Source organism: Rhizobium sp. BK289, from assembly GCF_014193575.1.
Classification (GTDB): domain Bacteria; phylum Pseudomonadota; class Alphaproteobacteria; order Rhizobiales; family Rhizobiaceae; genus Rhizobium; species Rhizobium tropici_C.
The window spans coordinates 518681-536567 of record NZ_JACHZO010000001.1; the positions used below are offsets into that span (position 1 = coordinate 518681).

14 protein-coding genes are annotated in these 17887 nt (G+C 60.0%); 8 read left to right on the forward strand and 6 right to left on the reverse strand.

The annotated features are described in order from the left end of the window. The first annotated feature begins 164 nt into the window (after positions 1-164). From FHT84_RS02410 to FHT84_RS02430, 5 genes are all read left to right on the forward strand, one after another. Positions 165-2066 (forward strand): ABC transporter substrate-binding protein, encoded by a 1902-nt coding sequence (locus FHT84_RS02410; protein ID WP_112344890.1) that lies wholly within the window; start codon positions 165-167, stop codon positions 2064-2066. Between the two features lie 117 nt (positions 2067-2183). Further along, complete coding sequence (locus FHT84_RS02415; protein WP_112344891.1) at positions 2184-3188, forward strand: ABC transporter permease; 1005 nt, start codon at positions 2184-2186, stop codon at positions 3186-3188. A gap of 3 nt (positions 3189-3191) precedes the next feature. After that, a complete protein-coding gene (locus tag FHT84_RS02420; protein ID WP_112344892.1) occupies positions 3192-4049 on the forward strand; it encodes an ABC transporter permease in 858 nt (285 codons plus the stop codon). A 2-nt stretch (positions 4050-4051) separates the two neighbouring features. Further along, a complete protein-coding gene (locus tag FHT84_RS02425; protein ID WP_112344893.1) occupies positions 4052-5041 on the forward strand; it encodes an ABC transporter ATP-binding protein in 990 nt (329 codons plus the stop codon). Further along, positions 5038-5862 (forward strand): ABC transporter ATP-binding protein, encoded by an 825-nt coding sequence (locus tag FHT84_RS02430; RefSeq protein WP_183760890.1) that lies wholly within the window; start codon positions 5038-5040, stop codon positions 5860-5862. The genes FHT84_RS02425 and FHT84_RS02430 overlap by 4 nt, the downstream gene beginning before the upstream one ends. Before the next feature lie 10 nt (positions 5863-5872). Here the strand turns inward: FHT84_RS02430 and FHT84_RS02435 are convergent, their stop codons facing one another. After that, the gene (locus FHT84_RS02435; RefSeq protein ID WP_041678395.1) at positions 5873-6304 is read right to left on the reverse strand and encodes an Lrp/AsnC family transcriptional regulator; all 432 of its coding nucleotides are present in this window, start codon (positions 6302-6304) and stop codon (positions 5873-5875) included. A gap of 138 nt (positions 6305-6442) precedes the next feature. On the opposite strand from FHT84_RS02435, the gene FHT84_RS02440 reads away from it, so the two are divergent. Then, positions 6443-7546 (forward strand): saccharopine dehydrogenase family protein, encoded by a 1104-nt coding sequence (locus FHT84_RS02440; protein WP_112344895.1) that lies wholly within the window; start codon positions 6443-6445, stop codon positions 7544-7546. Between the two features lie 82 nt (positions 7547-7628). Here FHT84_RS02440 and FHT84_RS02445 read toward each other — a convergent pair whose 3' ends face one another. The 4 genes from FHT84_RS02445 to FHT84_RS02460 all read right to left on the reverse strand — a co-directional run bounded on the left by FHT84_RS02445 (position 7629) and on the right by FHT84_RS02460 (position 15024). After that, positions 7629-10664, reverse strand: a complete 3036-nt coding sequence (locus FHT84_RS02445; protein ID WP_183760887.1) for an FAD-binding and (Fe-S)-binding domain-containing protein — start codon at positions 10662-10664, stop codon at positions 7629-7631. Positions 10665-10799: 135 nt separating this feature from the next. Further along, complete coding sequence (locus FHT84_RS02450; protein WP_112344897.1) at positions 10800-12035, reverse strand: pyridoxal phosphate-dependent aminotransferase; 1236 nt, start codon at positions 12033-12035, stop codon at positions 10800-10802. A 5-nt stretch (positions 12036-12040) separates the two neighbouring features. Further along, on the reverse strand, positions 12041-13573 hold the full coding sequence (locus tag FHT84_RS02455) for an aldehyde dehydrogenase family protein (RefSeq protein WP_112344898.1): 1533 nt from the start codon (positions 13571-13573) through the stop codon (positions 12041-12043). Between the two features lie 59 nt (positions 13574-13632). After that, on the reverse strand, positions 13633-15024 hold the full coding sequence (locus FHT84_RS02460) for a VOC family protein (RefSeq protein WP_183760884.1): 1392 nt from the start codon (positions 15022-15024) through the stop codon (positions 13633-13635). 104 nt (positions 15025-15128) lie between these two features. Here FHT84_RS02460 and FHT84_RS02465 point away from each other — a divergent pair, with 104 nt between their 5' ends. Continuing rightward, on the forward strand, positions 15129-16037 hold the full coding sequence (locus tag FHT84_RS02465; protein ID WP_112344900.1) for a LysR family transcriptional regulator: 909 nt from the start codon (positions 15129-15131) through the stop codon (positions 16035-16037). A 21-nt stretch (positions 16038-16058) separates the two neighbouring features. On the opposite strand, the gene FHT84_RS02470 is transcribed toward FHT84_RS02465, so the two are convergent. Further along, a complete protein-coding gene (locus tag FHT84_RS02470; RefSeq protein WP_112344901.1) occupies positions 16059-16583 on the reverse strand; it encodes a 2'-5' RNA ligase family protein in 525 nt (174 codons plus the stop codon). Positions 16584-17079: 496 nt separating this feature from the next. On the opposite strand from FHT84_RS02470, the gene FHT84_RS02475 reads away from it, so the two are divergent. Continuing rightward, positions 17080-17742, forward strand: coding sequence for a hypothetical protein (locus FHT84_RS02475; protein ID WP_112345209.1), 663 nt, complete (start codon positions 17080-17082; stop codon positions 17740-17742). Positions 17743-17887 lie beyond the last annotated feature (145 nt).

Here is a 17887-nt window from a genome sequence, read left to right on the forward strand (position 1 = left end):
CCGGCGGAGAAAATGGCCGAACGGTCGCGAGGAGGCGGCCGACAGCCTGTTGCAGGCCTGGTTGCCGCGCAGCGTGCGCGGCCCACCGGGAAAAGGCGTGAACGTCGCGGCCCGTTTCCCATTGTTTGGGTAGGCCGCACAGTCGATAAGAATGGGAGGAGATGATGCAACAGTGGAAGAAGCTTGCCTTCGGTGTCGCACTGGCCACGTTCGGCCTCGTCGCGGCAGCCAAGGCTCAGGACTATACCTCTTTGCCTCGCAAGGAGACCTTGATCGTCGAAAACCCCGAGGGAACGATTAAGAATCCGGGCTGGTTCAATATCTGGGTCAATGGCGGCGGCGGCGTTTCGACCGGCTTGCAGCAGCTGACCATGGATACGCTCTGGTATATCGATCCGGAAAAGGGCCTGGGCGGCTCCGCCTGGGACAATTCGCTCGCTGCCGACAAGCCGCAGTATAATGATGATTTCACCCAAATGACGGTGAAGCTGCGCAAGGGTATCTACTGGAGCGACGGCGTCGAGTTCACCGCCGATGACGTGGTTTACACCGTCAAGACGCAGATGGACCATCCCGGCATGGTCTGGAGTGCTGCCTTTTCGGTTCAGGTCGCCAGCGTCGAGGCAACGGATCCCTATACCGTCGTCTTCAAGCTGAAGAAGCCGAATTCACGCTTTCACGCCATCTTCACCGTTCGCTGGAACGGCGCGTGGATCATGCCTAAGCATGTCTTCGAGAAGGTCGCCGATCCCGTTCGTTATGATAATGCCAATCCCGTCTCGCTCGGCGCCTATAAGCTGAAGGCCTACGATCCGCAGGGCAAATGGTACACCTGGGAGAAGCGTGACGATTGGCAGCGCACTTCGCTTGCCCGCTTTGGCGAGCCGGCTCCGAAATATGTGAGCTATGTCGATCCCGGTCCGCCGGATAAGCGCACCATCGCGCAGATCGAGCACAATCTGGATATCATTCACGACAACACGCCGGAAGGCATGTTCACGCTGAAGGAAAAGTCGAAGACCGTCGAAAGTTGGTTCCCCGGCTTCCCCTTCGCGCATCCGGATCCGACGCTGCCGGCTGTGATCTTCAACAATCAGGATCCGCTGTTCCAGAATGCCGATGTGCGCTGGGCCTTGGCATTGCTCATCGATATCAAGGCCGTCGACATGGCGAGCTATCGTGGCGCCGCCACGCTTTCGGCGCTCGGCGTTCCGCCGACGGCGATTGCCATGACGGACTATCAGGCACCGATGCAGGATTGGCTGAAGAATTTCGAGATCGATACCGGCAAGCGCAAGATCAAGCCCTACGATCCGACGGTCGGTCAGCAGATTGCCGATCTGCTGCGCAAGCAGCCGAAGTTCAAAGATCAGATTCCGACCGATCCGGCCGCCATCAGTGCTGCCTTCGGCTATGGCTGGTGGAAGCCCGATCCGCAGGCCGCTGCGGAGCTTTTGGAAAAGGCAGGCTTCAAGAAGGTGGGTGGCAAATGGATGACGCCCGATGGGCAGCCCTTCAAGATCCGTCTGACGGTCGAAGGCGACACCCGCTCGGTCTTCACCCGCGCCGGGACCCTGATTGCCCAGCAATGGGCGGCCTTCGGCATCGACTCCAAGGCTGCACCCACCACAAACCTCTGGCAAGTGGCACTGCAGCCCGGCAGCTATCAGGTTGCCATCGCCTGGAGCGTCGAGACCTGGGGCGGTGATCCGGATCTATCCTTCTTCCTCGACAGCTGGCATTCGCAGTTCGTTGCCAAGAAGGGCGAAAACCAGGCGCCGCGCAACTGGCAGCGCTGGTCCAATCCCGAGCTCGACAAGATCATCGAAAACATCCGCCGCATCAGCGCAGACGATCCGAAGGGTATCGAACTCGGCAAGGACTATCTGAAACTGGTCGCCCGTGAAATGCCGACCATTCCCCTGATGTCCTACAACGTCTTCACGTCGATGGATACGACCTACTGGAAGGGTTATCCGACGATAGCGGATCCCTACACCGACCCCGTTCCGAATTGGGCGAACTCGCGGTTGATGATGGTGAAGCTCAAGCCGGCGCAGCCTTAATTCTCCCAACCCTGACGCGGCTGATGCGCCGCGCCAGGCACCTGTCGCCGGGCGCGAAACGGGTCCGGCGATCTTTTCGATAAGAGATGAAATGCGAGCAGTAAGGAAAACGACGGAATGACGTCTTATCCAGTTTTCGTATTGAAACGATTTGGCCAGTTTCTGCTCGTCGTCTTCCTCGGCATATCTGCGACGTTCTTCATCACGCATCTGACACCGATCGATCCGGTCGAGGAAAGCATCGGCGCCATTCAGCAGATGGGGCAATCGGATCCCCGCGCCGTCGAACTGATGCGCGAGTCCCTGCGGGAACTCTACGGCATCGGGGGCTCGATCTGGCAGCAATATCTGCATTTCTGGGCACGCCTTGCGACAGGCGATCTCGGACCGTCGCTCTCGGCATTTCCCACGCCGGTTTCCGCCATCATTGCAAGGGCGCTGCCCTGGACAATCGGTTTGATGACGGTTTCGACAATCATCACATTTCTGATCGGCAATATGATCGGCGCGCTGGCGGGCTATTATCGCAAGAATACGCTGCTGAAGGCGGTCAGTCTCGTTTTCATCGCCATGCAGCCGATACCCTATTACATCCTGGCCTTCGTCCTGATCATTCTCTTCGGCTATATCTGGCCGATCCTGCCGATCAACGGCGGTTACGAGATGAACACCAATCTGCAGCTGTCCTTTGCTTTGGTGCTCGATATTCTGCGCCACTCCATCCTGCCGGCGTTATCCCTGATCCTTGTCGGGACAGGCAGCTGGCTTATCGGCATGCGGGCGCTGGTCTCCAATATCATCACCGAGGATTATGTCGTGTTCGCCGAGCTCGGCGGCGTGCCGAAGCGTAGGATTTTGCGCTCCTACATCGCCCGCAACGCCATGGTGCCGCAGTTTACCGGCCTTGCCATGTCGCTCGGCGCCGTCTTCAACGGCACCGTCATCACCGAGATCGTCTTCGGTTATCCCGGTATCGGCAATCTTCTGATTTCGGCCGTCCATGCCGGCGATTACAGCCTTGTCCTGGGGCTTAGCGCTTTGTCGATTGTCGGCGTCGCCGCCGCGGTCTTCATCATCGACATATTGGGTCCGCTGATCGACCCGCGCATCAAGGTGGAGTAGGCCATGCTGACGATCGTTCGCGACCTTGCTCGCCAGAATGCGGAATTCCTTTGCGGTCTGCTGCTGTTTGCCGTGATTGTCGGAATGGTGATCCTGTCTTATTTTTCGCCTTACGGCTCTTCCGATCTTTATCTGCTGCCGCCCGACATGCCGCCGGATGGACAATACTGGCTGGGCACGACATCGCGCGGCCAGGATGTCTTCTGGCAGCTCGCTGTCGCACTTCGCAACACGCTTTATTTCGGCATCGGCGTTGCCTTTCTGTCCCGCATCATCTCGTTGGTCGTAGGGCTGGTGGCCGGCTACGCCGGCGGCACCGTCGATCGCGTGCTGATGGCGATCAATGACAGCATCATGGTCGTTCCTCAGTTTCCGCTGCTGGTCCTCTTCTATTTCGTGCTCAAGGACGAAATGACCTGGACGGTGCTGATCCTGGTCATGGCGTCGCTCGGCTGGTCTTATGACGCGCGCCTGATCCGTTCGGTGGCGATCAGCCTGAAAACGCGACCCTTCACTACGCAAAGCGTCTATTCCGGCATGAGCATGCGCAAGATCCTCGTGGAGGAGCATCTGCCCTATGTGCTGCCGATCGTCTTCGCCACGACGATGAACAACATGATCTGGTCGATCGGCATGGAGATCACGCTTGCGGTGCTGGGTTTCACTGACATCGAAACGCCGACCATGGGAATGATGATCTATTGGGCCAATGCGCATTCGGCATTGATCGCCGGCACCTGGTGGTGGGTTGCGGCACCCGTCGCCGCCATCGTGGTGCTGTTCATGGCGCTCTTCCTGCTGTCGATGTCGATGAATGAATACAACGATCCGCGCAGTCGTTTGAACCGGATGGGAGGCTAGGCATGGAGGCTGTCGTCGAGGTCAATAACCTCAAGGCCTATTATCGGGCCTTCCTCTACGGCGTCGATCGCGAAGTGCGTGCGGTGGATGATATCAGCCTGTCGATCGGCCGCGGTGAGATCTACGGCGTTGCGGGTGAATCGAGCAGCGGCAAGACGACGTTGATCAAGACGATTGCGGGCGCGATCCGACCGCCGCTTCGTGTCGTCTCCGGTGCGGTCAAATTTCACTTCAATGGCGCAACGCAGGATATTTATGCGATGACGCCTGAGCAGCGGGCGGCGCTTCGCTGGCGGCATCTCTCCTATATCATGCAGGGATCGATGAACGTGCTCAATCCGGTGCGACGCATCCGGCACTCGTTCATCGATTTTGCCTTCCGTCATATGAAGGCCGATCGCGCCACCTTCTTCGACCGCGTCGGCGCCCATCTCCAGCGGCTGAAGCTCGATGCGAATCTTCTCGATGCCTATCCGCATGAATTGTCGGGCGGCATGCGCCAGCGCATGACGATCGCGCTTGCGACCATCCTGACGCCGGAATTCATCATTGCCGACGAGCCGACGACGGCGCTCGATGTTATCGTCCAGCGCGACGTGCTGCAGATGATCCGCGAAATACAGCGCGAGATGGGGTCCTCCTTCCTGTTCGTCACCCACGACATGGGCGTTCACGCCGCAGTCTCCGATCGCATCGGTATCGTCTATGCCGGCCGGTTGGTGGAGGAGGCACCGACGCGCAAGCTTTTCCACCTGCCGCTCCATCCCTATACGCAGCATCTGGTCGCAAGCCTGCCGCGGATCGGCGATGCCTCGACGCGGCCTTCCCTGGAAGGACGACCACCCAATCTTGCCATGCCGCCGGAAGGATGCCGTTTTCATCCACGCTGTCCGAAGCGCATGGACATCTGCAGCCGCGAAGTGCCGCCCATGGTGGCGGTAGAGCCGGATCGACGCGTAGCCTGCTTCGCGGTGACGGGAGGAGGGCGATGAGCGATCTTCTTTCACTCTCGCATGTCAGCAAGGTCTATCGTCAGGGCGGCATGCTCAGCCGGCGCCAGATCGTGGCGGTTCGCAATGTCAATCTGAGCCTCGGAGAGGAGCCGGAAATCCTTTCGATCGTCGGCGAGTCAGGCTCCGGCAAATCCACCATTGCGTCGATGATCCTCGGCCAGACGGCGCCGACATCGGGCAGCCTGAATTTTCGCGGCAGACCGGTGGCCATTCATGGCCGGTCCGAGCGGCGCGCCTTCATGCGGGAGGTACAGCCGGTCCTTCAGAATCCGTTCGAAGCGTTCAACCCCCTCAAGAGGGTTGATCGATATCTTTTTGAAACGGCAAGGAATTTCGCGCCGACCGGCGTGAGGCCAAGTCGGGCGGATGTCGAGCGCATGGCCGACGAGGCGCTTGCCCATATCGGCTTGACGCTTGCCGAGGTGAAGGGGCGGTTTCCGCATGAGCTTTCGGGCGGCCAGCTGCAGCGAACCGCAATCGCCCGCGCGCTCATACCGCAGCCCCGTCTGCTGGTAGCCGACGAGCCGGTTTCGATGGTGGATGCTTCCCTGAGAATGGCGATCGTCAATCTCTTCGGCCAGCTGAAGAAGGAGCTGGGGCTATCGATCATCTACATCACCCATGATCTGGCGACTGCCTATTACATCAGCGATCGCATCATCATCATGAAGAAGGGCGAGATCGTCGAGCAGGGCGGTGCGCGTGCGGTTCTGGATAATCCGCAGCATCCCTATTCGCGGGCTTTGAAGGAGGCTGTCCTCTCCACCACGCCCGAAGTCGAGCCGGTCTCGATCGCATGATCGGTCACTTTCAACGCGAGATCCGCGTCGAAAGGATGATGGATGACAGGGTGCGTTCGACGCCGTCGATCGTGCCGATGCCGTCGATCAGCTGATCCAGCTCGGAGATCGACGGTGCTGCGATGATAGCGATCAGATCGAACGTGCCGCTGACGGAATGAAGCGTCGTTACCTCGGGGATAGCATTCAGCGATGCGGTCACGGCTGATAATGCCTTCGGCGCGATCGTGATCAGTACATGCGCCCGAATGAGGCCCGATAGATAGGTTTCCGACAGCCGCACGCCATAGCCCGCAATCACGCCTTCTCGCTCCAGCCGCTCTAGCCTCGCCTGAACGGTGGTGCGCGACAGCGACAGCTTTTTGGCGAGAGTCGCGACAGGCATTCGGGCATTCTGGCCGAGCAAGGCGATCAGTTCGCGGTCCTTATCGGTGACCTGCATGGCGACTCCTGCATTTTGCAAATTCTATTCGTCAATTTGTATAGATTTATACAGCGAAATGCATTTTTCGTCGCTATGAATCGTTCAACTCCTACCTACACTTATAAAAACCTTATCAATGAAATGCAGGGGAGTCATATGAAAGACATAGTGGTCATCGGTGCGGGCAAGATCGGTGGGGCGATCGCTCTGATGCTGGCGGAAACAGGCGATTACACGGTCGTTGTCGCCGACCGCAGCCAGGAACAGCTCGACAAGATCGACCGTCACCCCGCGATTTCCACCGCCGCCGTCGATATTGCCGACCGCGCCGGGCTCGTAGGCGTTCTGAAGGGCAAGTTCGCCGTTCTGTCGGCCGCCCCGTTCCATCTCACAGGTTTCGTCGCGGAAGCGGCACTTGAAGCCGGCGTTCATTATCTCGACCTCACCGAAGACGTGGCCACGACCAAGAAGGTCGAGGAACTGGCTCAGGGAGCAAATACCGCCTTTATCCCGCAATGCGGACTTGCGCCGGGCTTCATCTCGATCGTCGCCAATGATCTTACCAAGCATTTCGACAGCCTCGACAGCGTGCGCATGCGCGTCGGCGCGCTGCCGCAGTATCCCTCCAACGCTCTGAACTACAATCTGACCTGGAGCACGGACGGCCTCATCAACGAATATATCGAGCCCTGCGAAGCGATCGTCGAAGGCAAGCTCGTGACCGTGCCGGCCATGGAAGAGCGCGAGGAGTTCTCGCTCGACGGCGTCACCTACGAAGCCTTCAACACGTCTGGCGGCCTCGGCACGCTCGCCAAGACGCTGGCTGGCCGCGTGCGGACGATGAACTACCGCACCATCCGCTATCCCGGCCATCAGGCCATCATCAAGGCGCTGCTGAACGACCTCAACCTCAAGAACCGCCGCGATGTGCTGAAGGATCTCTTCGAGAACGCGCTGCCGGCCACCATGCAGGACGTGGTCGTCGTTTTCGTCACCGTGTGCGGTTGGCGCGAGGGCCGCTACATGCAAGAAACCTATGCCAACAAGGTCTATGCAGGCATCGTTGCCGGCAAGAAGATGAGCGCCATCCAGATCACCACCGCAGCCGGCATTACGACCGTGCTTGATCTTCTCGCTCAGGGCAAGCTGCCCTCCAAGGGCTTCGTTTGCCAGGAAGAAATCGATCTCGGCGATTTCCTCGCCAATCGCTTCGGACAGGTTTACAGCCTCGAGAAGATCAGGATGAAAGAAGCCGTCTAAGCGGCTATTCCTATTGCTGTTTTGAAATGTGGCGCCTTCGGGCGCCACATGTGTTTGGCCCTTGGAAACGGCGCTGCAGAGACTAACTGATCAGTCGTTCGAGGATCTCGACGGGATGCGGGATGGCTTGATGATCAATCTTGGCGACCTGCGAACGACAAGAAAATCCAGTCGCCATGACGACGGCCCGATTGCCGTTCTCGGCGATCCTGTCCTGCCAGCTCATCGCGTAAAGCTTTTCCGAGATGGCACGATTGCGCACTTCGTGCCCGAAGGTGCCGGCCATGCCGCAGCAGCCGACATCGGGCATATCTAGCCTGATTCCCAATTTCCCGAAGAGCACGGACCATTGCTTGAGGGCAGCCGGAGCGTTCGTTTTCTCCGTGCAATGGGCAAGCAGCGTGAAGCGCTCTTGCGACAGGGCCTGTGGCGGCGGCAATCGGTCGAGATTGGCGCCGAGCCATTCCTGAAGCAGCAGCACCGGCGCCTGCAGCTTGGCGGATGGCAGGGCTGCATATTCGCCGCGATAGGTCAGCGTCATCGATGGATCGATGCCGACAAGCGATATGCCCAGTTGCGAGATGCGATCGAGATAGTCGCGAGATTTCACCGCCGCCTTCTCGAAGCGGCCGAGATAGCCATGGACATGCAGGGCCTTGCCGTTGCTCGGTGACATAGCGAGCCACGGCTTGAAGCCCATTTTCAGCGCGAGCTTGAGCGCAGCGATGACAACGGCTGGATCAAAATAGGTGGAGAAGACGTCGGCAACGATGACGACAGCTTGGGTGCGCTCCTCCGCGGAGAGCTTTCCCAACAGTTCAGGAGTAGCAAGCTGCACGCGGAGACGAGCCGCTTCCCGTTCGAGCGATGCGGCAGGCATGGCCGGAAGCGCGGTGAGACCGGCAAGCCGCATCAAGGCCTGGCCGATACTGGAGCCCGTCAGCAGGTTGTAGCCAAGCTTGAAACGCGCCATCAGCGGCAGGGTAGTCTCGATGGCGGCGACGATCGGGTCCTTCAACGGCCTGACATAGCGGCCGTAATAGAGCTCCAGAAACTTCGATCTGAAGGCTGGGACGCTGACTTTGACGGGACATTGGCCGGCGCAGGCCTTGCAGGCGAGGCAGGTATCCATCGCTGCTCGCACCTCATGGGAAAAGTCGTCGCGATTGGCCGGATTGAGCGAGTTCACGGTTCGCCGCAAGAGATTGCCGAAAGGATTGGCGCGGCGCAAAGCTTCCGCCTCTCGCCGCGGATCGATCTTCCGCTCCGCCAGCAGGCGCAGCCATTCGCGCATCAATGCCGCGCGACCCTTCGGCGAATAGCGCCGGTCGCCCGTCGCCTTGAAAGAGGGGCACATCGGGCTTGTCGCGTCGAAATCGAAACAGGCGCCGTTACCGTTGCAATAGGCTGCATTGTCGAAGGCGGCACGGATGTCGTTGCCGATGATGCGGTCCAAGTCGCCACGCAGTGACACTTCGTCGATCTTCAGCAACGGGCGGGATGAGCCGGATGCGATCTTGCCGGGATTGAGGCGATCGCCGGGGTCGAATGCGCGCTTGATGTCCTGCAGGCTCGGATAAAGCTCGCCAAAATATTCAGGGACATATTCCGAGCGAACGCCCTTGCCATGTTCACCCCAGAGCACGCCGCCATATTTGCGGGTGAGGGCAACGACGCCGTCGCTGATCCTCCGGACGAGCGGCTGATGGTCCGCGCGGGTGAGATCGAGCGCCGGGCGGACATGCAGCACGCCGGCATCGACATGGCCGAACATGCCGTAATCCAGCCCCTCGGCATCGAGTAGGGCGCGAAATTCTCTTATATAAGCGGCCAGATGCTCGGGCGGAACGGCGGTGTCCTCGACAAAGGGCACCGGCCGCACCGGCCCTTCGACATTGCCGAGCAGACCGACGGCGCGTTTGCGCATCGACCATATCGCCTCGATCTCGCTCTTTTCGCGGGCGACCGTATAACCCTTGTGACGCGCGGAAGAACGGTCATCAAGGGCCGCGGTGACATCCGCGAGCTTGCGTTCCAGCTCGTCGCGATCGTCAGCCAGCACCTCGACGATATTGATGCCATTGGCCGAGCCGGACGCATCCTCCGGAAAGAAGTGGGCGATGCCGCTCCAGACGATGTCGCCCTTGGCGAGACCCAGCACCTTCTCGTCGACTGTCTCGACCGAGGCGACCTTCAGCGCCACTAACCGTCTGGCATCTTCGAGCGCCGTGTTGAAATCATCATAGCGGATATTGATGAGGGCAGATTGCGCCGGGATCGGCAGCACGTTGAGTTCGGCCTCGGCGATCATCGCAAGCGTGCCTTCGGAGCCGCACAGCACTGCATTCAGATCGAAGCGGCCGTCCTCGCACCTGATATGGGCAAGATCATAGCCGGTCATGTATCGGTTGAGCTTGGGGAAGGTCGCCGCGATCAGCTCGCTTTTGTCCCTAGCGATTGCATCCACCACCCGGTGAATTTCGCCGATCCGATCGTCACGCGCCTTGATCTCGTCCAGCTCGGGATTGCCAAGCGGGCGCGACCACCAGTCGCTGCCATCGCAAAGCACCACACGAAGGCCGAGAACGTGGTTGCTGGTCTTGCCGTAGAGACAGGAGCCCTGGCCGCAGGCATCAGTGGAGATCATGCCGCCGATGGTGGCGCGGTCGGAGGTGGAAAGCTCTGGCGCAAAGAATAGGCCGTACGGTTTCAACGCCTTGTTCAATTGATCCTTGACGACACCGGCCTCGACACGGGCGATCTTTCGAACCGGATCGATCTCCAGGATGCGGTTCATATGTCGGGAGCAGTCGACGACGACGCCCGAGGTCAGGGATTGCCCGTTCGTTCCGGTGCCACCGCCGCGGGGAGTGATGACAAGATCGGAAAAGGCAGGTTCAGATAAGGCTTTGGCGATGATTTTCAGATCATCGGCGCCGCGTGGATAGAGAAGGGCGGCAGGCTTGACCTGATAGATGGAATTGTCGGTCGAGGCGACTGTCCGCGCGCCGTCCTCCGTCTCAACATCTCCTTGAAAACCAAGTGCTGACAGACGACGGGCGAAGGCGCCGGTCTGATGTAGCGAACTGTCTTTCGCCGAAACGAGGCGTGGTATCATGATGCGAAGACTTCCGGCGTTTTACGCGGTGATTGGAGCATTCCCGCTTTTAAACAGAATTACGGGAATGCTCTATCTCTTTGTTTTCACGCAGTTCCGGATGGACAGCCGTTTTGTGCGTCGGTCGCAGCTGCTCTAGCGCCGGAGCGCCGCGCAGGCCCTTTCGATGCGATCAAGCGCTTCGACGAGATCGGCTTCCGATGTCGCATAGGAAATGCGGAAATAGGCCGACAATCCGAAGGCGGAGCCGGGCACGACGGCGACATGGGCCTCATCGAGCAGATAGGCGCAGAAATCCGCATCCGTCTCGATCATCTTTCCGGACGGTGTCGTCGTTCCAAGCACGCCGGCGCAATCCGAGAATGTGTAGAAGGCGCCTTCCGGCACAAGGCAATCCAGGCCTTCAATGGCGTTCAGCCTGTTGACGACGAGATCGCGCCGACGCTGGAAGCTTGCCTTGCGACCCTCGAGAAAATCCTGCGGGCCATTCAGCGCAGCGACGGCCGCAGCCTGGCTGACGGAGGAAGGGCAGGAGGTCGCCTGGCTCTGGATAACGGCCATGGCCTTGATGAGAGCCTTGGGACCGCCAGCATAGCCGATGCGCCAGCCAGTCATAGCATAGGACTTGGAAACGCCGTTGACCGTCAGCGTCCGGCTCTTGAGGCTCGGCGTGATCGCGACGGGGGTGACGAACTGAAAGCCCTCATAGACGATGTGCTCATACATATCGTCGACCATCAGCCAGACATGCGGATGGCGCAGCAGCACCTCGATCAGCGGCCGATAATCAGCCTCGGAATAGGCGGCACCCGATGGATTCGACGGCGAATTGAGAAGCAGCCAGCGCGTCCTCGGCGTGATCGCCTGTTCAAGCTGGTCAGCCTTCAGGCGGAAGCCCGCGGCAGCATCGCAGGGGATCAGAACGGGCACGCCGCCGCAAATCTCGACGATATCGGAATAGGAGGTCCAATAGGGCGTCGGGATGATGACTTCATCGCCCGGATTGATCGACGCCATGAAGGCATTGAACAGGATCTGCTTGGCACCTGTCGCCACAGTGATTTCGTCGAGTGCGTAGTCGATGCCGTTCTCACGTTTGAATTTTCCGGCAATCGCGTTCTTCAGCTCCGGCGTGCCGTCGAGCGCGGTATATTTCGTTTCGCCACGATCGATGGCGGCCTTGGCGGCTTCCTTGACATTGTCGGGCGTGTCGAAATCCGGTTCGCCGGCGCCGAGAATGATGACCGGAAGGCCCTCCCGCTTCATCGCATTGGCGCGCGCGCCGATCTGAAGAATGGTGGAAACGCCGATGGAGGCGATCCGCGAAGCGGGCTTGAAGCCCGCCTCTTCGATTTTGGTCGCAACCGTCATGGAACTTACTCGATGTCGAAGGAGACACCCTGCGCCAACGGCAGGGCCTTGGAGTAGTTCACCGTGTTGGTCGCCCGGCGCATATAGGCCTTCCAAGCGTCGGAGCCGGATTCGCGGCCGCCGCCGGTTTCCTTCTCGCCGCCGAATGCGCCACCGATTTCAGCGCCCGAGGTGCCGATGTTGACGTTGGCAATGCCGCAATCGGAGCCGTCGGCTGCCAGGAAGCGCTCGGATTCCTGCATATCACGCGTGAAGATCGAGGACGACAGGCCGGCGGCAACGGCATTGTGCTCATCGATGACAGCGTCAAAATCGTCATAGTGCATGACGTAGAGGATGGGCGCGAAGGTTTCTTCCATGACCGGGCCTGCCTGCTTCGGCATTTCCACAAGCGCCGGCTTTGCGTAATAGCCGTCGGCATGGCCGATATCGACGCGCTCGCCGCCGGTGACGGAGCCGCCATGGGCCTTCGCCTCGGCAATGGCCTTCTGCATGCCGTCGAACGCTGCCTTGTCGATCAGCGGGCCTACGAGCGCGGAAGAGTGCAGGGGATCGCCGACCGATACGCTCTGATAGGCCTTCTTCAGCCGCGGTACGAGCTGATCGTAGACGCTTTTGTGGACGAAGAGACGGCGCAGCGTCGTGCAGCGCTGGCCGGCGGTACCCATGGCGCCGAAGGCGATGGCGCGCAGCGCCATATCGAGATCGGCCGAGGGGCAGACGATGCCGGCATTGTTGCCGCCGAGTTCGAGAATGGCGCGGGCAAAACGCTTGGCAAGCCGCGGCCCGACTTCACGGCCCATGCGGGTCGAGCCGGTTGCCGAAACGAGCGGCACCTTCGGATGGTCGACGAGGACTTCGCCGATGGCGCGATCGCCGATCAGAACCTGCGACAGGCCCTCCGGCGCGTCGCCGAAGCGGGCAAGCGCACGATCGAGGATCGCCTGCGAGGCAAGTGCGGTCAGCGGCGTCTTTTCCGAGGGTTTCCAGACGACGGCGTCGCCACAGATCAGCGCCAGCGCCGCGTTCCACGACCAGACCGCGACCGGGAAGTTGAAGGCGGAGATGATGCCGACGACGCCGAGCGGATGCCAGGTTTCCATCATGCGATGGCCCGGACGTTCGGTGGCGATCGTCAGGCCGTACAGCTGGCGGGAAAGGCCGACGGCGAAATCGCAGATGTCGATCATTTCCTGCACTTCGCCGAGCCCCTCGGAGCGGATCTTGCCGGCTTCGATCGAAACCAGACGGCCGAGATCGTCCTTGGCGGCGCGCAGTTCTTCGCCGAGCAGGCGCACCAGTTCGCCGCGCTTCGGTGCCGGAACAAGGCGCCAGGCGCGGAATGCGGCATGCGCCTTCTCGATTTTCTTCGCCGCATCATCGGCCGAAACGGTCTTGAGGCTGCCGATCTTCTCGCCGGTGACCGGGGAGTAGGAGGGCATGTCGCCTTGCGTGTAGAGCGCCTTGTCGACGCCGAGCTTTTCGAGAATGGCGGCAGCTTCGGCTGCAACGGAAGGGGTCTTGGCTGCGATGTTCATCTTGTGAAACTCCACTTGTCTTGATCCGGATGGCGCGCGGCTGTCATCGCCGCATCACCTCACTCGGCGGCGTCTTGTTTGGAAAGGGCTCGTAGGCAAGCATCGATCGATGCCTGTTCAATGCCGGCGTAATGGTCAAATTCGTTCAGCACCTTCATGCCGAGATCGGCCTCGAAGCGCTGCTGGTTCGGGCTGGCGACGAAGTCCTGCTGCGCGCCATCGCCGAGATTGGACTGGAAGATACCGGCAGCGCTGACGGGAAGGAAATCCTCGTAGACGATGGGGTCGAACTGGACGAGGCCCTGGTTAATCAGTTCATCGATATCCCCGCCCGTTGCGGCGGTCTTGCCCTTGGCCGTCAGCGAATAGGTGAAGTAGCCGAGGCCTTCAGCGCGGATCGCCGCCCAGTCATCCGGGAATTCAGCAAAGCTCTCGGCAAGTGCGGCCTCATAATCCCGCGCGTTCGATCCATCGGCAGCCGGCCGTACGATCTTGCGCGACTGATCGAGCAGCTTGTCATAAAGCGCGCGGCCCTTCGGCGTGAGCGCAATGCCGCGCTGTTCGATCTCGCCGAAGCGGGCGGTGTGCGAGCCTTCTTCCCAGACGCCATCGGCATTGCGGAAGGAAACGGGTTCTTCCAGCGCCTTGAACGAGGTCTGGCGCAACAGGATCGGGCAGGAGCGCGTCGGCGGTCCTTCGACCACGGCCTTCGGTGCGATATCGTAATCCGGCATCAGCGCCTGTACCTGGTCGATATCCAGCGTGCGCGGAGTCAGATGATTGATGTGCGGTCCCTTGAAGGACACGACATCGGCAATCAGGCGATGGGCATCGTGGAGCCGATGGTACATGCCAGCATCAACATTGGCTTCGTCATGCCAGCGGAAGGTCTCCAAAACCTCGCCGACGAAGCGCTGGGCGTCGCCCTTGTTCAGGCCGCCTTCGCGCTCTGCCTTTTCGGTGAGTGCGACGGCGCCATCGGTGAAAATCCGGCGCTTGGCCAGAATCTCTGCGGCTGCCTTGCGAAGATCTTCGTCGGCGACGAGATCGAGCCGCAGCAGCGAGGTGAAAACGCGGAAGGGATTGCGCTTCAGCTCCGCATCGCCGATCGGCCGGAATGCGGTCGAATGAACCGGCACGCCGGCGGTCGAAAGATCGTAATAGCCGACCGGATACATGCCCATGACGGCGAAGACGCGCGCCATCATCGCAAGCTCTGCCGCGGTGCCGAGCCGGATGGCGCCGTGACGCTCCTCGGAGATGCGATCGAGATAATCCGTCGCCTCCAGCCGCTCCTTAAGCCCTGACTGGGCCACCAGCGTTTCGTCGTTGACGCGAGCGACCAGTTCCATCAACGTGCCGTAGGCGGGAACTTCTTCGCGATACATCGCCGACATGGCGGCTGAAAAAGCGCTGCGAATATCGCTGGTCGAGACGTGATCAGGCTTCATGTGCGATCTCTTCCTGAAAGACTATGTCATTCCTATCTAGCAGAATATCTCTTGTAGGGCGGCTGGTGTTGTGAGAGAGAATTCTAACTTGATGCGAAAATGGAATGACCATGCGTCGACGCCTCATCCCTGACATCGTCAATCTTCAAGCATTCGAATGCGCGGCGCGCCATCAGAATTTTTCGCGTGCCGCCGAAGAACTCAATCTAACCCAAAGCGCGGTCAGCCGGCAAATCAGCGATCTCGAGCAGCAGACGGGCCTGAAGCTGTTCGAGCGCGTTCGCCAACGCGTCGTGCTGTCCGAGGCCGGACTTCGGTTATTGCCGGAGGTCAAGGACCTGCTCTTGCGCTCGGAGCGGCTGATGATCGGCGCCGTTGCCGCCGGCCAGATGAAATTGTCTCTGAAGGTCGCGACCTTGCCGACCTTCGGCACGCGCTGGCTGGTGCCCCGCCTCGGCCGGTTTCTAGACGAACATCGCGATGTCGCGGTCACGCTGGAATCCCGGTCCAAGCCCTTCAATTTTGAGGAGGATAATTTCGATCTTGCCATTCACTACGGCCTGCCGGCATGGGCCGGCGCGGTTGCTACTTTTCTTTGCAACGAGACCGTGCTGCCCGTTGCCAGCCGGGAACTTGCCGGACGGCTGGCTCTTGTCTTGCCGCAGGAACTATCGGGAGCGCCGCTGCTGCATCTGACGACGCGCCCGAAGCTTTGGGCCCAATGGTTCGATCTGCAGGAGTTGCCGACGGAGAATGCCTATCCCGGCGCGCGCTTCGACCAGTTTTCCATGATCATCGCCGCAGCCATTGCCGGGCTCGGCGTGGCGCTTCTGCCGACCTATCTCATCGAGGAAGAACTGAGGGTCGGCACGCTTCTGCCGCTGTTTAATCTGCCGATGCCGACCGAGAACAGCTATTACGTCGTGATGCCGGAAAAGAAGCAGACGAACGAGACTGCGACATCGTTTCGGGACTGGCTCCTGAGCGAGGTCACGCCACAGAGACAGGTTTGATGTGAATTGAAATTTGGGTGTTTAGTTGCCTGCCGCAGAGGATTTGAATGGCACTGTGGCTTCATGCCGCCACGGACCGCCCAGATAGCTGGAAAGATCAATTCCGATAATTCTGATCGGGCGCTGTTCAAACTCCCCTCGCAGTCGAAAGAAAAGCGCATCCGCTTTTGCTCTCGGCACCTTGTTCTGGATAGTGATGTGCGGTTGCCACCTCTGCAGATCCTTAGGCCCAGGCCACGAGCCGAACAGCCCCATCATTTCGGCGCGCAGATCGAGGAGGCCGGGACTGTCGATTGCAAATGCGACGCCGGCGCCGAGGTGGCGAACGCCACTCACGATGGCCGCCGGCGCCGTCCGATCCTCGACGAACTCTGCGACCAGTTCCTGCACGCGTGCAAGATGCTGCCCCGGAAGATGGTGGAAGATCGTCACATGGGCCTCTAGAAAGTTCCCCTCGGAAGGAAAATTCTCCTGACGAAGGCGATTGAAGGGAACCAGATCTTCAGGGTGGACGCGTGCCGTGACGATGATGGGCGGAATGCGCAACGATGTTTCCTTTCGAGCGGAAAACTATCCGATATCCATCATATTGTCAGCGCAGGATAGAATATGGATGGCTGCCACCTTGCTGACGCTCGGTCGCGCGCCGGCATTCGATCGCGGGAATGTGATCGTCCGCCATCGAAAGCATGACTGGTCGAAGAGGGCCGGTTTTTCAGGCCATTGCGATGATGTCGCTTTCATGCGGCGACGTCGCAGGCGCGACATGTGTGCAACGCAGCAAAAAACATCGGTCCAAGGGGTTTACAAGCGCCGTCGCGGATGGGAATCTTTTGCACGAAGGGAGCTGCTTGATTTGGAGCGGCGTCATTCCCTTCGATCGGATGCCGTCATCTTGTGGCTCCGATGCGCTGCAATCTGCTGGCGCTTAAGCGAACAAAATCAATCCGAAGCCAGAATGCGGCATTGTTCCGTATCTGGCTGTTGTCTCAGTGCGCCCTGGACATTGTCGCGTCCGGGCAAGGTAAATTCGGGCTTTAGCATGGGCTTCAAGTCAAAACGCGTCCTGCGTGGCGTTCTTGGTCTTTTCGCGAGTGTCAGCCTGCCGCAGGTGTCCAAAGCCAGCGATCTGATGATCTGGTCGCCGGTCAAGGTCGCGCCGCGAACGTACAAGACGACGCTTGGTTTTCGGCTGCCGATGGCATGGGACGTCAGCGCGGGCATGGATCTCGGGTTGGGTAGCGCCACGAGCGGCGCGATCCTGCGCAGCAGCAGCCTGGCGACGCTATGGGGTACGGCGATCGACGATCACAGGCGATTTTCGACCGTATGGCGTCGCGAAGTCGCCCTGAGGGTCGATACTCTCAACAGCACGGGAACTCTTTGTCTCGAACGCTCGCGGAGCTGGACGGTATCCGAAAACCTGGATATGAGCACATCCCGCTCCCTGAACCTGAATTACGCAGGATCGCGAAACGCGGCGAATTCCATCACTGCGACGCAGGCCGTCACCCTCGCTATTCCAGGGACGGGAACCTCGTTTTCCGCAGTCGGCAATCTGAGGGATGTGGGCAACAGCTTTTCCAGCACGCTCTCATTTCAGCAGCCATTGGCGCCGAATCTCAAGTTTTCGGCATCCTTCGCCGATCTGGAGACTTTGACGCCGGCCGGCAATCTGCGCGTCGATTATCGGGTCAAATGGTAGGGCGGGCCGGTAAAGCCTCTGCCTGTTATGTGCGGAACAAACGCCACTCATGGAAGTTTAAGGCAGGCAAGAGACCGATCTTGCTCGAGGTGTTATAGCCTCGCGAAGCCTGCCGCTGGTTCAGCTCCCTGCCGGCGGCAGGCTT

Bases quoted from the DNA above. Each gene is read 5' to 3' on its own strand.
- FHT84_RS02410 (WP_112344890.1), top strand. From the start codon at position 165: ATGCAACAGTGGAAGAAGCTTGCCTTCGGTGTCGCACTGGCCACGTTC.
- FHT84_RS02415 (WP_112344891.1), top strand. From the start codon at position 2,184: ATGACGTCTTATCCAGTTTTCGTATTGAAACGATTTGGCCAGTTTCTG.
- FHT84_RS02420 (WP_112344892.1), top strand. From the start codon at position 3,192: ATGCTGACGATCGTTCGCGACCTTGCTCGCCAGAATGCGGAATTCCTT.
- FHT84_RS02425 (WP_112344893.1), top strand. From the start codon at position 4,052: ATGGAGGCTGTCGTCGAGGTCAATAACCTCAAGGCCTATTATCGGGCC.
- FHT84_RS02430 (WP_183760890.1), top strand. From the start codon at position 5,038: ATGAGCGATCTTCTTTCACTCTCGCATGTCAGCAAGGTCTATCGTCAG.
- FHT84_RS02435 (WP_041678395.1), bottom strand. From the start codon at position 6,304: ATGCAGGTCACCGATAAGGACCGCGAACTGATCGCCTTGCTCGGCCAG.
- FHT84_RS02440 (WP_112344895.1), top strand. From the start codon at position 6,443: ATGAAAGACATAGTGGTCATCGGTGCGGGCAAGATCGGTGGGGCGATC.
- FHT84_RS02445 (WP_183760887.1), bottom strand. From the start codon at position 10,664: ATGATACCACGCCTCGTTTCGGCGAAAGACAGTTCGCTACATCAGACC.
- FHT84_RS02450 (WP_112344897.1), bottom strand. From the start codon at position 12,035: ATGACGGTTGCGACCAAAATCGAAGAGGCGGGCTTCAAGCCCGCTTCG.
- FHT84_RS02455 (WP_112344898.1), bottom strand. From the start codon at position 13,573: ATGAACATCGCAGCCAAGACCCCTTCCGTTGCAGCCGAAGCTGCCGCC.
- FHT84_RS02460 (WP_183760884.1), bottom strand. From the start codon at position 15,024: ATGAAGCCTGATCACGTCTCGACCAGCGATATTCGCAGCGCTTTTTCA.
- FHT84_RS02465 (WP_112344900.1), top strand. From the start codon at position 15,129: ATGACCATGCGTCGACGCCTCATCCCTGACATCGTCAATCTTCAAGCA.
- FHT84_RS02475 (WP_112345209.1), top strand. From the start codon at position 17,080: ATGGGCTTCAAGTCAAAACGCGTCCTGCGTGGCGTTCTTGGTCTTTTC.